This is a genomic window from Kitasatospora sp. NBC_01300 (assembly GCF_041435235.1).
Classification (GTDB): Bacteria; Actinomycetota; Actinomycetes; order Streptomycetales; family Streptomycetaceae; genus Kitasatospora.
This window is the reverse complement of sequence record NZ_CP108410.1, coordinates 22,834-40,842: the sequence shown is the minus strand read 5'-3', so window position 1 is coordinate 40,842 and position 18,009 is coordinate 22,834. Positions and strand designations below refer to the sequence as shown.

Sequence of the window (18,009 nt, the reverse complement as noted above, 5' to 3'; positions counted from 1 at the left end):
ACCCCGCGCGGGCCCCGATCCGCCGATCCGCTCCTCCCTCCGCACCGTTCGCACCAGAGACAAGGACGCCCCTCGTGAACCCCACCACCGGCCGGCAGGGCGACGCCGAGCTGTCCGAGCAGGCCGCCGCCGACATCGCTTCGGCCAGGGCCCTGGCCGAAGCCGTGACGCAGGGCCGCCACCCGGTGCCGCCGAAGGTCAGGATCGCGCCGATGCGCGACTACCAGCGCCGGGCCGTCTCGGCGGCCTACCGCGAGGTCAAGGTCGGCGGCCGGGCGATCCTGGAGATGGCGTGCGGCGCCGGCAAGACCCTGGTCTCCGCCAACTGCGCCAAGCGCCTCGCACGGTACGGGCGCGTCCTGGTGCTGATGCCGACGATCGAGCTTCTGGAGCAGACCGCGAAGTCGTGGAGCACCCTCGGCGGCCGGACGGGCACCGCGATCGCCGCCTGCTCCCGGGAGGAGGCACTGGAGAGCGCCGAGGCCGGTGGGCACGTCGACGGCCACGTCACCACCGATGCCGCCGAACTCGCCGACCTCGTCGCCAGGGTGCCCGCGGGCAGGCCCGTCACCGTGTACGCGACCTACGCCAGCTTGGAGAGGCTGGTCAAGGCGCACGCCGAGTTCCGGCTGCCGGAGTGGGACCTGGTGATCATCGACGAGGCCCACCGAACCGCCGGCGCCCTCGACAAGACCTGGGCGGCCGTCCACGACGACGCCAAGGTCCCGGCCCAGCGGCGCCTGTACTTCACCGCCACCCCGCGCATCGCCGACGAGCCCGCCGAAGGTGACCTGTCCGACCTGGTCCTGGGCACCTCCCGCTCCCTGTACTCGATGGACGACGAGGCCGTGTTCGGGCGCACCGCGTTCCGGTGGACCTTCGAGGAGGGGGTGACCGGCGGCTGGATCGCGGACTACAAGATCATTGTTCCGGTGGTCACCGACGAGGACCTGCGCGAGCTGCTGTCGCTGCCCGCCGTCGCCGACCTGCGCTCCCAGCGCACGAATGAGGACCTCCAGAGGCTGGCGCTGCAGGTCGCGGTCCTGCGGGCGATCGCCGACCTGGGGCTTCGCAGGGTCATCTCCTTCCACGCCCGGATCGACTACGCGCGCAAGTTCGCGGCCTCCCTGGTGGAGACCGCCGACCTGCTGCCGGACTACGACCGGCCCGAGCGGATCTGGGCCAAGGCCGTGGCCGGCACCGACCCGCGCAAGGTCCGCCAGGCCACGTTCGAGGAGTTCCGCGCCCACACCGGGCTCCGGGACGGCGACGAGGGCGAGGAGTGCGGCATCCTGTGCAACGCCCGCCTGCTCGCCGAAGGCATCGACATGCCCACGGTCGACGCGATCGTCTTCGCCGACCCGAAAAGCAGTCCCGTGGACATCGTGCAGGCTCTCGGCCGGGCCGTGCGCCAGGCCCCCAACCAGGGCAAGACGGCCTACGTCATCATCCCGGTCTACATCGCGAGCCCCGACAACGAGGCCGGTGACGACGAGGCCGACGACCTCCCCGTCGCCGATCCGGCGATCGTCAGCCCGGCCGGCCCCCAGGTCCAGGAGGAGGCCGACATCGCCATCCAGTCCTCGGCCTTCCGCGCCGTCCTGCACGTCCTCCGCGCGCTCGCTGGGGTCGACTCCCGGGTCGTCGGCCGCATCGCCGACCTGCGCACCCACCGCTCCCAGCCCGGCACAACCTTCAACACCGGGGAATCCCGGCTCAAGGTCACCTCCCCGCAGGCCGACACCGGCGACGCGGAGAACGGGGCCGGGGTCGAGGTCGAGGTGGCGGAGACGACGGTGGAGTCCCCGATCGAGTGGCTGCGCATCAAGGCCCGTGCCCACGCGGCCGAGATCCTGCGCTCGCTGAAGCTCAGGATGTTCAGCCCGCGCACCCAGGAGTGGGAGCGGATGTGGGCCCGCGCCGCCGAGTTCTACATCGAGCACAAGCACCTGGACGTCACCGACCAGGAGCAGCACCGGGAGCTGATCACCTGGCTCGGCAACCAGCGCTACCTCCGGGAGAAGGGCAGCCTGGACGCCGCCCGGGTGTCCGAGCTGGACGCGATCGGGATGATCTGGGACAAGCACGCCCACGCCTGGGTGCGCGGTGCGGCCTACGCCAAGGCGTTCCGGGAGATCCACGGCCATCTGGCCGCGAAGTTCACGGAACAGCTCGATGCGTACAACGTCGGCCGCTGGCTGGTACGCCAGCGCCAGGCCGACCTCACCCCCCAGCAGGCCAAGCTCCTCGACGAGCTGGACCCGCTGTGGCGGCTGCACCCGGACTGGAACCGCTCCTACCGGCGCATGGTCGCCTACCTCGCGGGCGACGGGACCTTGGACGGCCCGGTGAACCGCACCGGTGGGGAGGCCGACCCCGCTTTCCGACCCGGTAGCTGGCTGGGCAAGCAGGACAAGGCCCGCGCGGCCGGGAAGCTGACGACCCAGCAGATCAGCCTGCTGGACGCCCTGTACGAGCAGCACGGCAAGAGCGAGCCGACGCACTGACCCCCGCCCCGCCCGACTGGAGGAAGACCCGATGAACGGCTACGGCCTGTACCTGCTGGCGCAGCACCTCATGGACGCCGGCCACTCCCGCGACTACGCCCTGGCGGCCGTCGCCCGGGACGAGTTCGACGTCCTCGACTGGGCGGTCAGTGTCGCGGAGTCGGCCGCGCACAGGAGCCCCCGCGACAGCGGCGACGAGTACGTCCGGGGGTGGATGGCCGGCGCCGCCGCCGTCGAGGAGCGGCTGGTGGTCGAAGCCGAGCGGGCCCGCCTCGAAGCCGCCGCTGGCGGTGTCTCCGTTCCCCCGGAGTCGCCGTCGATCACCCCTGAGCTGGCCGCGCGGGCCGCCGCCCGCGTCGCCGAGCGGAAGGAGCAGCTGGCCCGCGCCATGACCCCCCGGGAGCCGCAGCTACCCCGCAGGCCGGACGGACAGCCGTTCGTCGAGGACGAGTACCGGCAGCCCTTGGACGGCGACGGGGAGCCGGTCCAGTTGGCCGTCCACCGCGTCGACGGCCAGCTGATGATCCCGGCCGATCAGGTGACTGCGTTGGTGAGGGGCATGGCCCAACTCTGGAGGCAGTGGCGGGGCGGGGGAGCGCCGCTGGACCTGGACACCACCGCCCGGCTCTGCCAGTCCCTGGACGACTACGCCGATGCCATGGAAACCGATCTATCCGCTGCCGCCGAGCTTCCCAGCGCCCAGCGCTGACACCGGCCCCACGGTCACCGCTCGCCGACGGGGGCCCGCACCGGGCGCTCGCCTGAGCACATCCGAACGAAGCCGCACACGGAGGGGACCCCATGGACAGCACCGCGATCGTCACGGTCGGCACCGCACTCGTCGGCGCCGGCGCCGCGCTCGGCGGCACCTTGCTCGGGCACTTTCTGCAGCAGCGGGCCTCCCGCGCCCAGCAGCAGGACCAGAACGTCCAGGCCCGCCGGGCCGAGATCCTCGCGACGGTGACCGCGCTGGTGGGCGCCCTTGACGATCACCGCCGCACCCAGATCGTCCGGGCCCGCGCGCTCGCGCTCAACCCCCGCAACCCCGAGCAGGTCGACCGGGAACACACTGACGTGGAGCGTGGCCCTCGTCCCCGACGGGCGAAGCACCGCCGAGTTCGTCCAGTCCGCGCTCAGGGCCAGCGAACACCTGGCCCTGATCCAGCAGCGGCTGTACTCCGCTCCCGAGGACCAGCGCGCCGACGCCCTGCTCGGGTTGCTCGCTGACGTCTCGGCCGCCCAGCGGCACTTCGACGGCCTGGCCGACGAACTCGTGCTCGCGCTGCGCGACGTCTGTGCACCGCCCGTCCCGTGGTCCCGCATCGGCCCGCGTCTGGGCGTCAAGGAGACCGCTGTCCGCAACCGCTACACCCGCGGCGCAGCAGGGCACCCCGACCACCTCACGCTCTGCACCGTCCGCGGAGGGTGCGGCGAGCTGCGCCCGGCCGAGCTGCCGGACGGGTCCGACCCGTGGAAGCACCACGACGACGATCACGCGGGCAACCCCGAGCTGCCGCAGTCCGAGGACGACGAAGCCTGACCCTCCAGCCCCTCACAGAACAGGAACCGGCATGACCAAGCTCCCCGAATATTCCTGGTGGGGCGACCTGCCCAACCACCTCGTCACCAAGACCCGCCTGTCCGCCCTCGACCTTCCCCGCCAGCCCGCCGGCCCGGCCCGGGCCACCATCACCGCCAGGCACCCGGGCGGGAAGAAGGGGACCTTCGAGCTCTACGACATCAACGAGTCCGTCCCCACCGCCGCGACCGCCGTCCAGCTCGCCGCCCGCCGCACCACGCTCTTCCGCACCTGCACCGAATGCGGAGCCCACCCCGAGACCGCCGACGGCAAGCAGCTGTGCGCCGTCTGCAGCCACATCCAGCGGCTGCGGGCCGCGCAGGAGGCAGCGGCGGAGCGGTCCCGGGTGGCCGGCGGACAGGCCGCCGAGTTCCTGGCCAACGACCACCTGGCGGTCCTCGGTGTCCAGTACACGCCCCGGCCGCCCGCCGACATCGGCAAGCCCCGGCCGCCGGCCGCCGCCCGGATCACCGTCCTCGACGCACGCGACGCCCACGCCCTCTTCGACCAGACGCTGCGCCTGACCGGCCCCCGTACCCCGGGCGCTCCGGCCGACGCCGTCGAAGCCGCACCCGCGCTCGACGAACTCGCCGCGACCCTCGCCGACCGCACGGTGGTGCTCTGGGACATGGAGCTGGCCCCGCTCGGCGACGCGCTGCGCCCCCTCAAGACCTACCGGACCGTCCTCCCGTCCGGCTACGGACGGGTGCACCGGGTGCAGACCCTCGTCTGCATGTGGCGGGCCGACCTCGACCCCACCACCGGCCAGTACAGGACGCCCACCCCACCCGGCACCGCCGACCGCCTGCTCCACCTGCTGCGCCACATCGCCGGAACCGCCCCCGTCCTGCACACGGGACAGGCCCACCTGCCCAGCAGTGCCTGATCACCCCACCGGCCGGGGGCTGCCCAGCCCCCGGCTCCGCCTTGGAAGGACGCCGTTGAACGACCGCCCGAGCGCCGTACCCCTCACCCGCACCTTCACCGTGGCCGAGCTGCAGGAGGCCGGATTCCCCGATGACCTGCCCGACGGCGGTCTCGTCTCGGACGAGCCGATCGGGCCCACCAAGTACGGCCAGAAGCGCCGCGCCATCTTCTGGTTCGGGGAGGAGGACGAGGAGAACAACCCGTACCCCTGGCAGCTGGAGTACGAGGCGGAGGTCGCAGATGTCTGGCCGGTCGAGGACTACGGCTTCCTCTTCGGAACAGCCGAGGCCGTCGCCGTGGAGGTGCCCGACTGGAGTGCCGAGGTGATCTGGGTCCCAGTCGGCAGCCCGCCGCGATGACCGGCCCACGGCGAAGGGGCGGACCATCACGGTCCGCCCCTTCGCTGTTCCGTCCGAAGCCGGTCAGCAGTGCTCTGCAGGGAAGCCGGCCGTGATCCCGTGCGGCGCCTTGCGCAGCCACACCGGCCGGTGCCCCAGCTCGGCGACGGACGGCGTGACGTAGAGCTGCCCCGCCTCCTCGCCCGCATCGGCAGTGTCGTACGCGCCCGCGACCACCAGGCGCAGCGCCTCGCACGCGGTCCCGTCGGGGTCGGCCGCCGCGCCAGGCGGATCCAGGTGGGCTCCCAGCTCGATCAGGGCGGCTCGCAGCGTGCTGGTGATGTGGGTAACGGCGGCGCCCCCCAGCGCGGGGTGTCCGCTGGTGTCCGGGTGGCGCAGGAGAGTGGTGCCGGACGGTGCTGTGGCGGTGACAGAGTTCATGCTCTGGACGGTAGGGGAGGGGCCCGACATCACCGGGGCCCTGGGGCGCGGGAATCACCCGATCGGGGTGGCAGCCGTCAACGTGGGGCGAGGTCGTTCGCTTCCAGGTCGGCGCGAAGCCGTAGGACCCGCGGGCGGTGACGGTAGCGGCCGTACTCCTGCTGGCCGGCGTCCACCTCGATGTCGACGACGGTGGTGGGTTCCACGGGTTGGTACCGGACCGGGGCACTGCCCGGAAGCCCGCCGACGGTTCCGGGCAGCTCGGCCAGGCCCCTACCGGTGGGGCGCAGGCGGGTGGCCAGGTGGGCGCGGAGGGCGGCCGGCAGGGGGAGGCTGACGCCGACGGCCCGCAGCCGGCCGTCGGAGCCGGGCAGACCGAGGACCGCCGACTGGGAGGCGGGGGTCGCGGCCGGGGTGATGCCGAGGATGACGGCGCTGACGCTGTCCTTCACCCGGTACTTCAGCCAGTCGGACCGGTGCCCGCCCCGGTAGGGCCGGGCGGAGCTCTTGACCACACAGCCCTCAATGCCACCGCCGAGCGAGCCGAACCAGCCCTTCGCCTGGTCCGGGCTGTCGGTGGTCGGCAGCGGCCAGATCGCCCCGCCTGCGGGCAGGACGGCGAGCAGGCCCGCCCGGCGCTCCCCGAGCGGCAGCGCACGCAGGTCCCTGCTGCCTTCGGCCAGCAGGTCGAATGCGGCGATCTGGGTCTGGAAGCCCTCTCGGGGGCGGGGGCCGCGCCCGCCCGCCCTGGTCTGCAGCAGTCCGAAGGCGAGCGTGCCGTCGGGGCGGACGGCCAGCAGTTCACCGTCCAGGACCGCGTCCGGCAGGCCCGCGGCAGCGGCCACGATGTCGGAGAACGCCTGGCTGAGGTCGGTTCCGTGCCGGGAGAACAGCCGGGCGTCCCGACCGGTGCGCAGACAGCACCGCCAGCCGTCTACCTTCGGTTCGAACCAGCGGCCCGGTGCCTCTGGCGGAACCTCGGTGACCGGGCGGGCCAGCGCGAGCTCCACCGGCAGGTCGAACGGCACCACCCCGGAGGTGGTCTCCGTCTTCGGGGCCTTCGGCACGGGACGCCTCCTCCAGGTACTCAATCCCAGGATGCGCCCGCACCGGCCCCGGGGCGGGCCCGCGCTGCCATTGCTCCCGAGCGAGCCACCGGCGCCACCCGCCCGCGATACTCTGATCGCAGTTCGAACCGGCCGAAGGAAGTCAATGTGCGCAGGCCCCCGATGGACGACGGACGCCACGGACCCGTCCGGGAGAACGACCCCGTAGCCTCCGCCCTCGCCGGGCAGAACGTCACGCACCTGGTCTGCCAATGTGGCGCAGTGACCGGTGATCTGCAGGGCCACGCGGCCCACGCCCGGGAAGTACTGAGTGAGCCCGGGCCCGCGTGGCTGCCGGTCGGAGCCCGACTCGCGCTGCTCCTGGGCGGCGGCGTCGCCCTGGCCATCACCCTGATGCTGGTCGCGGAGAACTTGCTCGACGGGATCGCCCGAACGGTTGTCCTGGGGCTCGCCGGACCGGTCGCCTTCGGCGTCACCATGGGACTGGCCGTCCTGCTGCGCCCCTACATCGTGCCGAACGGACGCCACCCGATCGGGTGACCGCGGCTTCCTGTCGAGCAGCGGCCAGCGGGATGATGCCCGGCGTGTACGAGAACCTGAACCCGACCGAGGGTCAACTGCGCGCCGCCCTGGCGGCGTTGGACGTGGACGTTCCCGCCTCTCTGGAGCACGAGGACGACGAGGTGCGCACCGCGGTTCTGGCCGCGCACCTTCGCCGCGCGGCCGACCACGCCAGCTTCAACCTGGTGATCGCCGCCCACCCGAGCACGGCGGTGGAGATCGCCAACCTCGCCAAGCCGCTGGCCTGGCCGGTGCACGAGGACCACCGCATGGCGGTCCTTGGCCATCTCGGCCGGGCTGACGGCCACCTCGCCGTGCTCGCCGAGGACTTCTCCGCCCCGGGCGCCGTCGCGCTGGACACCGGCGGCCGGACGGAGGAGGGCTTCGCCGCCGCGGCGGCCAAGCTGCTGGAAGCCGCCGACGAGACAATCCGCTTCCGGTCGAGGCCGGACGGCACCGACCGTGCGGAGGAGGAGCTCCACGCACAGCAGGTGATCGACCACCTGCACGAAGGGGAGCAGCTGCTCAACGAGGCGCTGAACCGGCGGGAGGCGGCGGCGCTCGGCGTGGACGGGATGCTCTACCCCGGCGCCGACTGACACTGCGGCACGGCTGCGCGGGCGGTGCGGCCCGGGCGGCTCCGGCCGCAGTGCCCACCCCCGCGAGCCGGCCGGTCAGCCGTCCGTGTGAACAGTGCGGCGCGTTGCCCGGTGGCCTGGCGACCCGGCTGCTTGGCTGTCCGCGGGCAGACAGAGCGCCCGACCGTCGTCTGCCGCGCGGCCCCGACCGGGCAGGCGAGTTCGGTCCCCAGCCTCGGCACTCTGGCACCACCGCAGCATGACGCCGTCGACCCGCTCACGCAGCGCGCCGCCGCCCGGGGCCCGGCTGCGCGTGCACGGGATCGGCGATGAACGACACCACCACGCAGCTTCAGCACATGGCCAAGCTGCGCACCAAGGTCACCGGCGAGAAGTACCGCGCCGCCCTGGAGCGGCTGCTGCGCACCTGGGAGCCCGGCCAGCCGGTCATCCCCGCAGCGTCCACCGTCGAGCAGGCCCGGCTGGAGTGCACCGTGCTGCACCGCGGCCGGGGCCTGTCCACCGTCTCGGCGCACCCGATGGGCATCCGGTCCCTCCACCCGGAAGGCGACCTGCTGACCATCACGCTGGAGCCGGAGCCGTACGCCATCTCGCACTGGGCGCAGGGCCTGCTCCCCGTCGACCCCGGCCCGGACTACCTGGTGCACGGCGCCGGCGGACTGCGCTACACCACCACCAGCCACCACGTCCTGCTGACCCAGCTCGGCACCGGCGCCGCGGTCAAGCTCACCGGCTTCCCCGTCCACTGGTGGGAGCGCGCAGCTGCCGCCGTCGCCGAACAGGCCCTCGCCCGCGAGGAGCACCCCTGCTTCCGGTCCCCGGACATCTGCCTGGCCGAGCGCGACGTCGAGCAGTGGCGAGCAGCACGTCGGCTCGACCCCTACTTCAGCAGCGCCCTGCTGCGCCGGATCAACGTCACGGCGTTCCCGGGCGGGTACGGCGGCAGCGACCTCTGGTCCGACCCGATGCGGCCGGGGTGGCGGTGGAAGCTGGAGATGACCAACTCACCGGATCACTCCCGGATCCTCAAGCTGCTCACCCACCCCCTGGTCGGCCTCGACGTCACGGTCACCGGTCGCTGGTGCCACTGCTCTGAGCCCGACACCGGGTTCAGTGACCGCTCCGGCTGCACCATGAAGCTGGCCAGCGCCGACGGGCTCTGCGAGCTGGAGGTGCGGGACCTGCGCTGGACCTCGGGCCGCAAGGCGCAGGAACGGGCGGCCGGGAACAGGGCGGAGGAGAACGCATTGGCGTTCCAGGTCTACGCGTAGCCGGACGCCTGGCGCGGCGGGCCGGTCGGCCCGCCGCCCTCCGCAACTACAGGGCGTTGAGCTGGTCGAGCGCCGCGCGCAGTTCGGTGAGCGTGGCGCCGTGGCCGTACTGGATGGAGCCGGCCAGGTCGCGGACAGCGGTGTGCAGGGCCTGGCCGTCCTCGGACTCCCAGTGCGTGTAGCCGGTGACGGCCAGGGCCAGCTTCTCCTGGGCGTAGAAGATGTCGGTCCGGGCATCAGGGGCGTCCGGGGTGGCCAGGTAACGCTCCAGCACCGTGTGGAGCTCGTTCCCGGCGTCCACCAGGTCCTGCGGGGGAGTCGATATGTCGTCATCGTTGTTGATCATCAGCGGAGCCTACGGAGAGGTGCCCCGGGCTGGCCAGCGGGTTTCCGCGCCGGACAACCGTGGCCCGTGGGCACGGTTGTCCAGGCTGACCACGTACGAGGCCCGCTCCCGCCAGAGCCGCCCCGCCGTCAACCGCGAGGCCCTGGAGTCCCTTTGGCCCGAGCAGCAGCTGAGTACGGGGCCCTACTCTGCTGCTGTGAGGAACACGAAGGTTTTCAACGAAGCGGTCGCGCAGACGCTGGCCGAACTCGCCCGCCTCGGGGTTACGGTGCGGCCCGGGGCCGTGGCGGACATCATCGAGGCCAACATGACCGAGGTCGCCGCCCGGTTGGGCATCCAGGAACGGTCCGCCTGGCGGTACTTCGACTCGGCCGGGCTTGCCACGGCGATCGCCCAGCAGCAGAGGGAGTTCGAGGAGTCCAGCGACAGTTCCAGCGTGGGCGTGGCCCCGATGCCGCCGGTCGACAATCCGGAACTGGCCCTGCTGCTCGCCGGCGTCCCGGACTCCCTGGCGCAGACCGGAGGCGACCTCTACGCGGTGATGATCAACCTCGCCGTGAACGCGTGGATGGCTGGCCACATCCACGGCGAGGACGGGTGCGAGGGGTGTGAGGGCAGCCGCGGCCCCTCCGGCCACGACTGGAACGACCGGATGAAGCAGATCACCGCCATGTCGCCCGACATCACCCAGTGGTTCGACCGGGACCGATGGAACGCCGCGCTCCACGACAGCGGCTTCAGCGTCGAACGACGCTGACCGAAGCCCGAAGAGGATCAGGCGGGCACACCCTGGGCACTGGGCGCAGGTCGGCGCGCCCCGCTTCCGCCGAGCCGCTCATGCCCGTATCGGCGCAATGCCCGGCCGTTGCCGGTGCCGCATCCCGGCTGGCGGTCGCCCCGGCCGGATAGTCCTCGTATTTTCGGGGCAGAGCCGTAGACGGCCCGACCGCAACGGTGGCTGCCCCAGGCGGAAGATATCCGCCGGGGGTAGCCGCGGTGAGCGCGTCTGCCGGGCACCGCCCAAGGACGACTTCGGGAAAGCCGTGGCGGGAGTCAGGCCACGCCGTCAGGACCCCGTGGCCGTGCAGGTGCTTGTCCCACTCGCCGGGCTGCATCACCCGCCGCTCCCAGTAGCCGGGTCGGCGGCAGACGCCTGGGGTGCCGCTGTCCACCGGCCCAGTAGCGGGGCCAGGTAGTCCACGGTGCGCCCGAGAGCAGCCAACTGCTGTTCGGATTCCACGATCTCGATCTGCTCCAGCTCTGGTTCGACGCCATCGCCCAGGGAGGACAGCAGTTCCCGGTGGTGTCGACGCACCAGGTCTTCGGGCAGTGGCTGGCTCACGAAGTGGATTCCGACGTTGCCGTGCTCGCCGCGCGACACCGCCCACAGCTTCAGGGTGTCGGCTTCGACCTTCGGCCCGACTTCCTCGGCGAGTTCGCGAGCGGCGTGTTGGCGGAGCGAGTCCAGGTCGAGGGGCTGCCCGGCTGGCGGTGGTTCGACGGAACCGCCGGGAATCTGCCAGCGGCCGGGGTGGGCGGTCGACGCGGACTCGCGTCCGACGACAAGTCCGCCGCCGGTGACCGGCTGCAGGACGGTGACGAAGACAGCGGACGGCTTCCATGCGGCACTGACCTGGCGCAGCGCCCGGTAGCGGTAGCTGACCGGTGCCCAGGACAGGACCAGCTTCCCCAGGGTGGAACGCTCCAGTGCGGTGCAGGCGATCACGGGACCGTCGAACAGTGCAGGGTTGCGGGCGGCGTCGCGAGCCCAGATCCGGTCCATGCCGAGCCGCTCAGCTGCCGAGAGCGCCGGTGCCGCTACTTCGACCAGGTCAAGGTGCGGTGCGTCGAAGAACTCGACCGCCCGCAGCTCCTCGGGTCTACCCGGCCGGTCTCCGCCTCCCGTAGCGGAGCCGGGCGGGAACGGGCGGCGGATGGTGGTCATGTTGCTCCTGTACTGGTCGGGACGCGGCGGACACTTTGCTCAGCAGCCCTGGTACAGCAGCAGAAGATCGAGCACCGGTGCGTCCGGGGCCGGCTGGTAGGGACCGGCGTAGTGGTAGCCGAGTCGGCGGTAGAGGCGCTGTTCGGGACGGTCTTCGCCGGGCATCGCAAGCAGGGAGGCCCAGTCGGTGGCGAGGGCGTCGACGAGCGCGTGGTGGATGGTGCTGCCGACGCCCCGCCCCTGCCAGGCGGGCAGGACCGCGAGCTCGCACAGTCCCGCGAGCGTGTCGACGGTTGTGACCGGGCTACTGATGGTGGACAGCAGGGTGGGGCCGAGCCAGTAGGCGGGGGAGCAGCGGAAGCCGTAGCCGAAGCCGATCGGCGCCCCTTCGCCTGCGGGGTGGGCGGTGACCAGGGTGAAGTGGTCGTGTCGGGTGTGGCCGGTGATCTGGCGGCGCAGCGCGTCGGGGGTGAACCCGGCGTCGGCGACGTCGTCGTGGCCGGTGTGCGCGGCGGTCCAGATGTCGGTGAGGGTGTCGAGCATGGCGGTGGTGGCCTGCGGGCCGTGGGTGCGGAGGGTGAGTTCGGTGGGGGTGTTCATGTGCTGCTCCCGGTGGCCGGCAGGGCGGTGCGGTAGGCGTCGAGGGCGTCGTGTGTGGTGGGGCCCGGGTGTGTGGCGAGCTGGAGGGCGACCTGTTGCAGGGAGCGTTCGAGCCGGGCGGAGCGGATGCTGCGCAGGTGGCCGAGGGCGTTGAGGGCTGCCTCGGTTGCGGCGTCGAGGTCGGGGCTGGGTCCGCGTAGGCGGTGCAGGGCGATGTCGGCGGTGTACAGGGCCCGGTTTCTGGCGTGGCCGGTGCCGAAGAGCATGACGGCCTGCTCGGCGCCGTGTCCGGCTCGGCCGTGCTGTCCGAGGTCGGAGCGGCACAGCGACTCCAGGCCGGCCAGTTCGGCGGGGACGTAGAACTCCAGCCAGGGCGGGTCGGCGTCACGGGGCCCGGCAGCGTAGTGGTGGTGGGCCCGGACCAGTGCGCTCTCGGTCTGGGAGCGGTCGCGCTGCAGGGCCCAGCCGCGGGCCTCGCGCATCGCCAGCAGGGACAGCCAGCGTGGGGAGCCCTCGGTGGCGACGGCCCGCTGGGCGACCTGGGCTGCCGCGACTGCTTCGCGGGGTCGGCCGGTGGCGTGGGCGAGCAGGGACAGGCAGCCGAAGGCGTGGGCTTCGAGCCGGGGATCGTCGGCGAGACGGGCACTGGTGACCGCTTCGGTGTAGCGGGTGCGGGCGTCGCCGGTGTGGCCGCCGTCCAGGGCGAGCCAGCCGGCGGCGACCGACAGTGCGCCGGTGGCCGAGTGCAGGCGCCGTCCGGTGTCGTGGCCGTAGGTGCCGCGGCCGATCCAGGTGTGGGCGGCGGCCAGGGCCTGGCGGGCCTTGTGGTCGAGGTCGGCGGATCCGTGCTCGCGGTCGGCGGCGTAGAGCACCTGCTCGGCTTCGTGGATGGCGCGCAGCTGGGCGGCCCCGATCCGGCCTGGCCCCTCGGTGGCCGGGGCGGTGGCTGTCAGGAGCAGCGCGCCGGCCGCGCCGAACACCGCCCGGCGGTCCAGTTGCTGCGGCGGGCGGGTCTGCGCGGCGGCTTGGCTGTTTCGCGGGGTGCGGGGACGGCGGCCGGGCGGGGCGAAGCCGAGCTCGGTGGCGGTGCGGCCGGTCAGCTTGAAGAGGAGCTGGCAGTAGTCGGGGTTGGGCCGGGCCACGGTGCCGTCCTCCCAGGTCGTGATCGTGCGGGGGCCGCATTCGACAGGGATGCCGAGGCTCTGGCCGCTCTCGCGGATGAACGCGGCGGCCTGCAGGCGGCTCATGTCCCACTCCACCTCGCGCACCCGGCGGAACACGTCGTTCGGTGTCTTGGCCACAGCCGACTCCCCCACGCACCCGATGTCACAGCTGACGGTAGCGAAGCGGACACCCGCCGCACACCCCCGCTGCGCCGACCCCACCCCGGATAGGCCCAATTTCCTTTCCCTTTCCGCTCTCTGACATCGCCTCACACCGGCCCGGGGGGCTTTCCTGGTCACCGGCCCCGCGCCTCCAGCTGGCCATCCGACCCCCGTCTCCCGCGTACGGAGGGCTCCGCCATGTCCGACACCCTGCGAACCAGCAGCAGAACCACCCCCGCCCCGGCCGCCGGCCGCATCGCCCAGGTCACCTTCAACGACCGCACCACCCACACGCTCACCGACCTGGCCGCCGCCCACCAGCACCTGCTGGCCAACCCGCCCGCCCCGTCCCCGACCGGTGTCCTGCTGCGCACCTGCCACCGCACCGAGTGGTACTCCACCACCACCGACGGCCCCGTCCTGGACCTCAACACCCGCATCGTCGGCCACGACGCGGCGACCGCCCGGCTCGCCCAGATCGCGGCCGGCTGCCTGTCCGTCATCCCCGGCGAGGCGTTCATCCACCGCCAGGTCTCCCACGCCTTCGCCGCCCTGCCCGTCACCCACCCACTGCGCAGGGCCGCCGCCGAACCACTGCTCCTGGCCACCGAGGCACGACGCCGCTTCGGCCTCGAATCCCGCTTCGACTACACCGACCTCACCCGCCAGCTGCTCACCCAACCCGGACCGGCCGCCGGGACGCCGACCGGGTTCACCGCGATCGTCGGCGGCGGGATGCTCGCCCGCGCGGTGGCCGCCGACCTCGCCCACGACCGCGCGGTCATCATGATCACCCGTGACCCGAAGAGCCTGCGCAACACCCTCACCCGGGCCGGCACCCCCGCCGTCGCGCTGCGCCTGACCGCGGCCCGGCAGGACCTGGCCGGGCACCGCTTCGACCTGGTGCTCGCCACCAACGGCATCGACCACGCGTACCGCACCGCCATCGCGAACCTAGCCACCAACGACGGCTGCCAGCAGGTGGTCGACCTGTGCGCGACCCCGTTGCTGGCATCGGGCCCGGGACGTCGCCACCTGCACGACGACGACGTGCTGGCCACCATCGCCACCGCGACCGCGACCACGGCCGAACGCGCCGCGCAGGCCGCTGCCTGGATCGCCGGCCGGATGAAGGAGACAACCCGTTGAACACCGGAATGACCGCCGCCCTGGACGCTCCCGACGTCCTGGTGATCGGCGCGGGACCTGCCGGGCTGGTGGCCGCCGAGCGCCTGTCCGCCGCCGGGGCCCGGGTCCTGGTCGCCGACACCGGCCGCCCCTACGATCAGCGCACCTGCCCGGTCGACCTGCAGCGCACCTGCCGAGGATGCCGGGGCATCTGCAACGTCATCAGCGGGTTCGGCGGCTCCATTCACTACGGCGACGGCGTCAAGCTCTCCCGCTTCCCCTCCGGCCGCCGGCTGGCCGAACAGCTGGGCGCCGACGCGGAACCGCTCACTGAGCAGGCCCTCGACCTGCTCTGTGGCCCCACCCCGCCCGCCTTCCGCCGGGCCGCCGCGAACACCCTGCCGTTCACGGTGAAGGACTACCCGGTCGCCTCCCTCACCTCCGACCAGGTCCGCGCCGTCATCGAGCGACTCCACCACCGCCTGGCCGGCCGCGACGGCGTGGACCTTCGGATGCTGACCCGGGTCACCGACCTCACCCCTGCAGACGACGGCACCTGGACGGCCCGCCTCACCAGCCGTGAAGGCACCCGCACCGTCACCGCCCGGTCGGTGGTGGCCGCCGTCGGCCGCCGCGGCCAGGCCTGGTGGCACCGGCAGGTCACCACGCTCGACCTCGACCACCGCCCGCCGGCCCCCTCCGTCGGGGTCCGCTTCGAATGCCCTACCCACCTGCTCACCGGCGGTGCGGCCGTCCACGACGACTTCAAGACCACCCTGACCCGCAGCGGGGTGAAGGTGAAGACGTTCTGCTTCTGCGCCGGACCGGGAGGCGGCCGGATCAAGTTCACCGACTACGCGGACGCCGGCCACACCCTGCTGGACGGCCACGTCATCGCCGAGGCCGGCCACCACTCCGGGGCCTCGAACTTCGCCCTCCTCGCCCAGCTCCGCGCCCCCGACGGCCAGCCCCGGGACACCGCCTGGATCGACCAGCACCTGCTCACCCCCTACCGCAGCCTGCGCACCGACCGGCCCGGCAAGCCGGTCATCCAGTGGTACCCGGACTTCCGCGACCGACTGCTGCGCTACCGCGACCTGACCCAGCTCACCGAACGCACCGGCCTGCGCCCCTCCCTGACGGACTACCAGGTCACCCGCCTGGACTCCGTGCTCCCCGACGACGTGCACGCCGCCCTCACCGAGGCATTCGAGGACCTGATGGCCGCGTTCCTCCCCGGCGGCCTCACCCAGGACGCGCTGCGCCAGGTGACGGTCGCCGGTCTGGAACTGGAGAACCTCTGGGACGAGATGCAGCTCAGCCCGGGGATGGAGACCTCCCGGCCGGGGCTGTACGCGGCGGGGGACTGCGGCGGACTGGCCCAGGGCATCCTGCAGGCCGCCGTCGCCGGACTCGCCGCGGCCGAACACCACCTCGCCACCCGGGCCACCAGCTCGGTGAGCGCGTGAACGACACCTGCCGCTCCGCCGTCCGACTCGCCGACGACATCTTCGGCGCCGACCTCCTCTTCGCGTTCGTCGGCGGCTCCTACGCCCGCGGCCAGGCGAAGCCCACCAGCGACATCGACGTCTTCACCCTCACCCGCACCAGCGACACCGCCGCCGAGGACGCCTTCGCCCACGCGCTGCGCGACCTCCACCACCGCGCGGGCCTGACCTTCGACCACTGCGGGGAGATCTTCGACCGCACCACCCTGGAGCAGCTGCTCACCTTCACCGAACGGTGCCTGGCCGCCAACCCGGGCGTTCAGCGCTCCGCCTGCTACCTCGCCGACTGCCCGCTGTCGGTCTTCCGCAAGGGCGACGTGGTGTTCAAGTTCCTGGCCGACCCAAAGATCCACACCGTTGACCCGCACGACCGGCTCGCCGCCTACGAGGCGCGGGCCGGCCGCTACTTCACCACCTGGCCGATGCCCCGCATCCAGCCCCACAAGAGCACTCTCGCTCTGCCGCCCGGGGCAGGGACGGAGCGGCTCGCCGCCCTGTGGCAGGCCCGGGCAGGCACACCGGCTTGGACCGCGACCCCGGTGGGGACCGGGCTGGGCCGGTGGTTCGGGCCCGAGCTCGCCCGCCGCACTGCAGCCCTGCCCGCATACCCCGTCACTGCCGTCACCGGGCCCGCTGCTGCCGACGGGACCTGCCCGCTGCCCGCAGCCACCACGTCGGTGGCAGCCGCGCTGACCGCCCAGTGCCTGGCCCACCTGCACACCGAACCGGAAGGACCCTCACGATGACCGCAGTCTCGCTCGGCCTGCCGAGCATTCGCACCCCGCAGCCGATCTACCGCCAGACCCGCGAGCGGTTCGTCTTCCTCTACCCCACCACCGCCTGCAGCCTGCGGTGCAAAACCTGCTACGTCGGCAACACCCGCCTCAACGCCGCCAACACCATGTCCGTCGAGAAGGCCGTCGAGGTCATGGACTACTTCAGGATCACCGGCGGTCACGACAAGCTGTACCTGCTCGGCGGCGAGCCGACCATGCACCCCGAGCTGCCCGAGATCGTCGCGGCCGGCCGCGAGCGCGGCTACCAGGTCACCATCAGCAGCAACGGCGACTTCGACGACACGCTCTTCGACCGCATCCCGCCCGAGAAGCTCAGCTCCTTCAACTTCTCGCTGGAGTCCGCCGACCCCACCGTCCACCGCCGCATCCGCGGCAACCCCCGCAATCACGGCCAGGTCGTGCGGCACATCCGAATGGCCCGCAAGCTCGGCTACCAGGTACGGGTCATGTGCACCGTCTCCACCGCCAACCGCGAACGGGCCCTGGACCTGATCCCGTTCCTGGCCGACCTCGGCGCCCACACTCTGAGCTTCCACAACCTCGGTAAGACCGGCAACGGCGCCCGCTTCCTCCAGCCCCTCGCCCCGAACCAGTGGATGGACTTCTGCGCGGAGATCGAGGCCCACCCGCCCGAGCCGCGCCTCGCCGTCTACTACCCGCCGACCTTCGTCCCCGCCGAGGACCAGCAGGCCTGGTTCGACCGCGGCTACCCCGGCTGCCCGGCCCGCACCCTGGACCGCCCCCACGTCTACCCCGACGGCACGGTCTTCGCCTGCCCGGTCTTCATGGACGACGGCCGCCACTACGCCACCTTCGACGGCGACCGCCTGGTCCTCAACCCCGACCCCGCCAACGAGCTCAACGCCTACCTGACCGCCGACCCGGTCTGCTCCGGCTGCCCCAACACCGGCACCTGCGGCGGCGGCTGCCCCGCCTACTCCCAGATCCCCGCCTACGCCGACAGCGGCTTCTACTCCTGCGACCGCCAGACGACCCCGCTGTGCATCCTGTGGACCGTCTCCGCCTGGGGCGCCCGCCAGGACGACTCCCTGCACGCCCTGCGCTGAGAG

Annotated in this window: 20 protein-coding genes; 13 read left to right on the top strand and 7 right to left on the bottom strand. The window is 72.6% G+C overall.

Annotation, left to right across the window (positions count from 1 at the left end; genetic code table 11):
* Nucleotides 1–74: 74 nt before the first annotated feature.
* Nucleotides 75–2,507, top strand: a complete 2,433-nt coding sequence (locus tag OG556_RS40060) for a Helicase associated domain protein (RefSeq protein WP_331731346.1) — start codon at nt 75–77, stop codon at nt 2,505–2,507.
* Between the two features lie 31 nt (nt 2,508–2,538).
* On the top strand, nt 2,539–3,216 hold the full coding sequence (locus OG556_RS40055) for a hypothetical protein (protein ID WP_331731344.1): 678 nt from the start codon (nt 2,539–2,541) through the stop codon (nt 3,214–3,216).
* A 14-nt stretch (nt 3,217–3,230) separates the two neighbouring features.
* Here OG556_RS40055 and OG556_RS40050 read toward each other — a convergent pair whose 3' ends face one another.
* Entirely contained in the window at nt 3,231–3,575 is a 345-nt protein-coding gene (locus tag OG556_RS40050) for a hypothetical protein (RefSeq protein WP_331731341.1), read from the bottom strand.
* A gap of 13 nt (nt 3,576–3,588) precedes the next feature.
* Between OG556_RS40050 and OG556_RS40045 the strand changes: the two genes are divergently transcribed.
* The 3 genes from OG556_RS40045 to OG556_RS40035 are packed head-to-tail and all read left to right on the top strand — an operon-like array spanning nt 3,589 to nt 5,372.
* The gene (locus OG556_RS40045; RefSeq protein ID WP_331731338.1) at nt 3,589–4,047 is read left to right on the top strand and encodes a hypothetical protein; all 459 of its coding nucleotides are present in this window, start codon (nt 3,589–3,591) and stop codon (nt 4,045–4,047) included.
* 31 nt (nt 4,048–4,078) lie between these two features.
* Nucleotides 4,079–4,972 (top strand): hypothetical protein, encoded by an 894-nt coding sequence (locus OG556_RS40040; protein ID WP_331731336.1) that lies wholly within the window; start codon nt 4,079–4,081, stop codon nt 4,970–4,972.
* A 55-nt stretch (nt 4,973–5,027) separates the two neighbouring features.
* On the top strand, nt 5,028–5,372 hold the full coding sequence (locus OG556_RS40035) for a hypothetical protein (protein ID WP_331731334.1): 345 nt from the start codon (nt 5,028–5,030) through the stop codon (nt 5,370–5,372).
* 63 nt (nt 5,373–5,435) lie between these two features.
* On the opposite strand, the gene OG556_RS40030 is transcribed toward OG556_RS40035, so the two are convergent.
* Together OG556_RS40030 and OG556_RS40025 are read right to left on the bottom strand one after the other, a co-directional pair.
* Entirely contained in the window at nt 5,436–5,792 is a 357-nt protein-coding gene (locus tag OG556_RS40030) for a hypothetical protein (RefSeq protein ID WP_331731332.1), read from the bottom strand.
* Between the two features lie 77 nt (nt 5,793–5,869).
* Nucleotides 5,870–6,859 (bottom strand): ATP-dependent DNA ligase, encoded by a 990-nt coding sequence (locus OG556_RS40025; protein WP_331731329.1) that lies wholly within the window; start codon nt 6,857–6,859, stop codon nt 5,870–5,872.
* A 147-nt stretch (nt 6,860–7,006) separates the two neighbouring features.
* Between OG556_RS40025 and OG556_RS40020 the strand changes: the two genes are divergently transcribed.
* From OG556_RS40020 to OG556_RS40010, 3 genes are all read left to right on the top strand, one after another.
* Nucleotides 7,007–7,399: a hypothetical protein gene (locus OG556_RS40020; RefSeq protein ID WP_331731326.1), complete on the top strand. Its 393-nt coding sequence runs from the start codon at nt 7,007–7,009 to the stop codon at nt 7,397–7,399.
* Between the two features lie 44 nt (nt 7,400–7,443).
* Entirely contained in the window at nt 7,444–8,019 is a 576-nt protein-coding gene (locus OG556_RS40015; RefSeq protein WP_331731323.1) for a hypothetical protein, read from the top strand.
* Nucleotides 8,020–8,327: 308 nt separating this feature from the next.
* Nucleotides 8,328–9,290, top strand: coding sequence for a hypothetical protein (locus tag OG556_RS40010; RefSeq protein ID WP_331731320.1), 963 nt, complete (start codon nt 8,328–8,330; stop codon nt 9,288–9,290).
* A 46-nt stretch (nt 9,291–9,336) separates the two neighbouring features.
* Here the strand turns inward: OG556_RS40010 and OG556_RS40005 are convergent, their stop codons facing one another.
* On the bottom strand, nt 9,337–9,636 hold the full coding sequence (locus OG556_RS40005; protein ID WP_331731317.1) for a hypothetical protein: 300 nt from the start codon (nt 9,634–9,636) through the stop codon (nt 9,337–9,339).
* Nucleotides 9,637–9,832: 196 nt separating this feature from the next.
* Here OG556_RS40005 and OG556_RS40000 point away from each other — a divergent pair, with 196 nt between their 5' ends.
* Complete coding sequence (locus tag OG556_RS40000; protein ID WP_371523235.1) at nt 9,833–10,393, top strand: hypothetical protein; 561 nt, start codon at nt 9,833–9,835, stop codon at nt 10,391–10,393.
* 357 nt (nt 10,394–10,750) lie between these two features.
* Here OG556_RS40000 and OG556_RS39995 read toward each other — a convergent pair whose 3' ends face one another.
* From OG556_RS39995 to OG556_RS39985, 3 genes are read right to left on the bottom strand one after another with little or no spacing between them, the layout of a single operon-like run.
* A complete protein-coding gene (locus OG556_RS39995) occupies nt 10,751–11,581 on the bottom strand; it encodes an NUDIX hydrolase (protein WP_331731312.1) in 831 nt (276 codons plus the stop codon).
* Nucleotides 11,582–11,620: 39 nt separating this feature from the next.
* A complete protein-coding gene (locus tag OG556_RS39990) occupies nt 11,621–12,181 on the bottom strand; it encodes a GNAT family N-acetyltransferase (protein WP_331731309.1) in 561 nt (186 codons plus the stop codon).
* Nucleotides 12,178–13,482, bottom strand: coding sequence for a hypothetical protein (locus tag OG556_RS39985; RefSeq protein ID WP_331731306.1), 1,305 nt, complete (start codon nt 13,480–13,482; stop codon nt 12,178–12,180). The genes OG556_RS39990 and OG556_RS39985 overlap by 4 nt, the downstream gene beginning before the upstream one ends.
* Before the next feature lie 222 nt (nt 13,483–13,704).
* Between OG556_RS39985 and OG556_RS39980 the strand changes: the two genes are divergently transcribed.
* Genes OG556_RS39980 through OG556_RS39965 form a run of 4 tightly spaced genes read left to right on the top strand, consistent with a single transcriptional unit; the run spans nt 13,705 to nt 18,006 of the window.
* A complete protein-coding gene (locus OG556_RS39980; protein ID WP_331731303.1) occupies nt 13,705–14,655 on the top strand; it encodes a hypothetical protein in 951 nt (316 codons plus the stop codon).
* Complete coding sequence (locus OG556_RS39975; RefSeq protein WP_371523232.1) at nt 14,652–16,103, top strand: FAD-dependent oxidoreductase; 1,452 nt, start codon at nt 14,652–14,654, stop codon at nt 16,101–16,103. The genes OG556_RS39980 and OG556_RS39975 overlap by 4 nt, the downstream gene beginning before the upstream one ends.
* A complete protein-coding gene (locus OG556_RS39970) occupies nt 16,100–16,888 on the top strand; it encodes a nucleotidyltransferase domain-containing protein (protein WP_331731300.1) in 789 nt (262 codons plus the stop codon). Before OG556_RS39975 ends, OG556_RS39970 begins: the two co-directional genes overlap by 4 nt.
* Nucleotides 16,885–18,006 carry a radical SAM/SPASM domain-containing protein gene (locus OG556_RS39965; protein ID WP_331731297.1) on the top strand — a complete coding sequence of 374 codons (1,122 nt, stop codon included), beginning with the start codon at nt 16,885–16,887 and terminating at the stop codon, nt 18,004–18,006. The genes OG556_RS39970 and OG556_RS39965 overlap by 4 nt, the downstream gene beginning before the upstream one ends.
* Nucleotides 18,007–18,009: the final 3 nt, after the last annotated feature.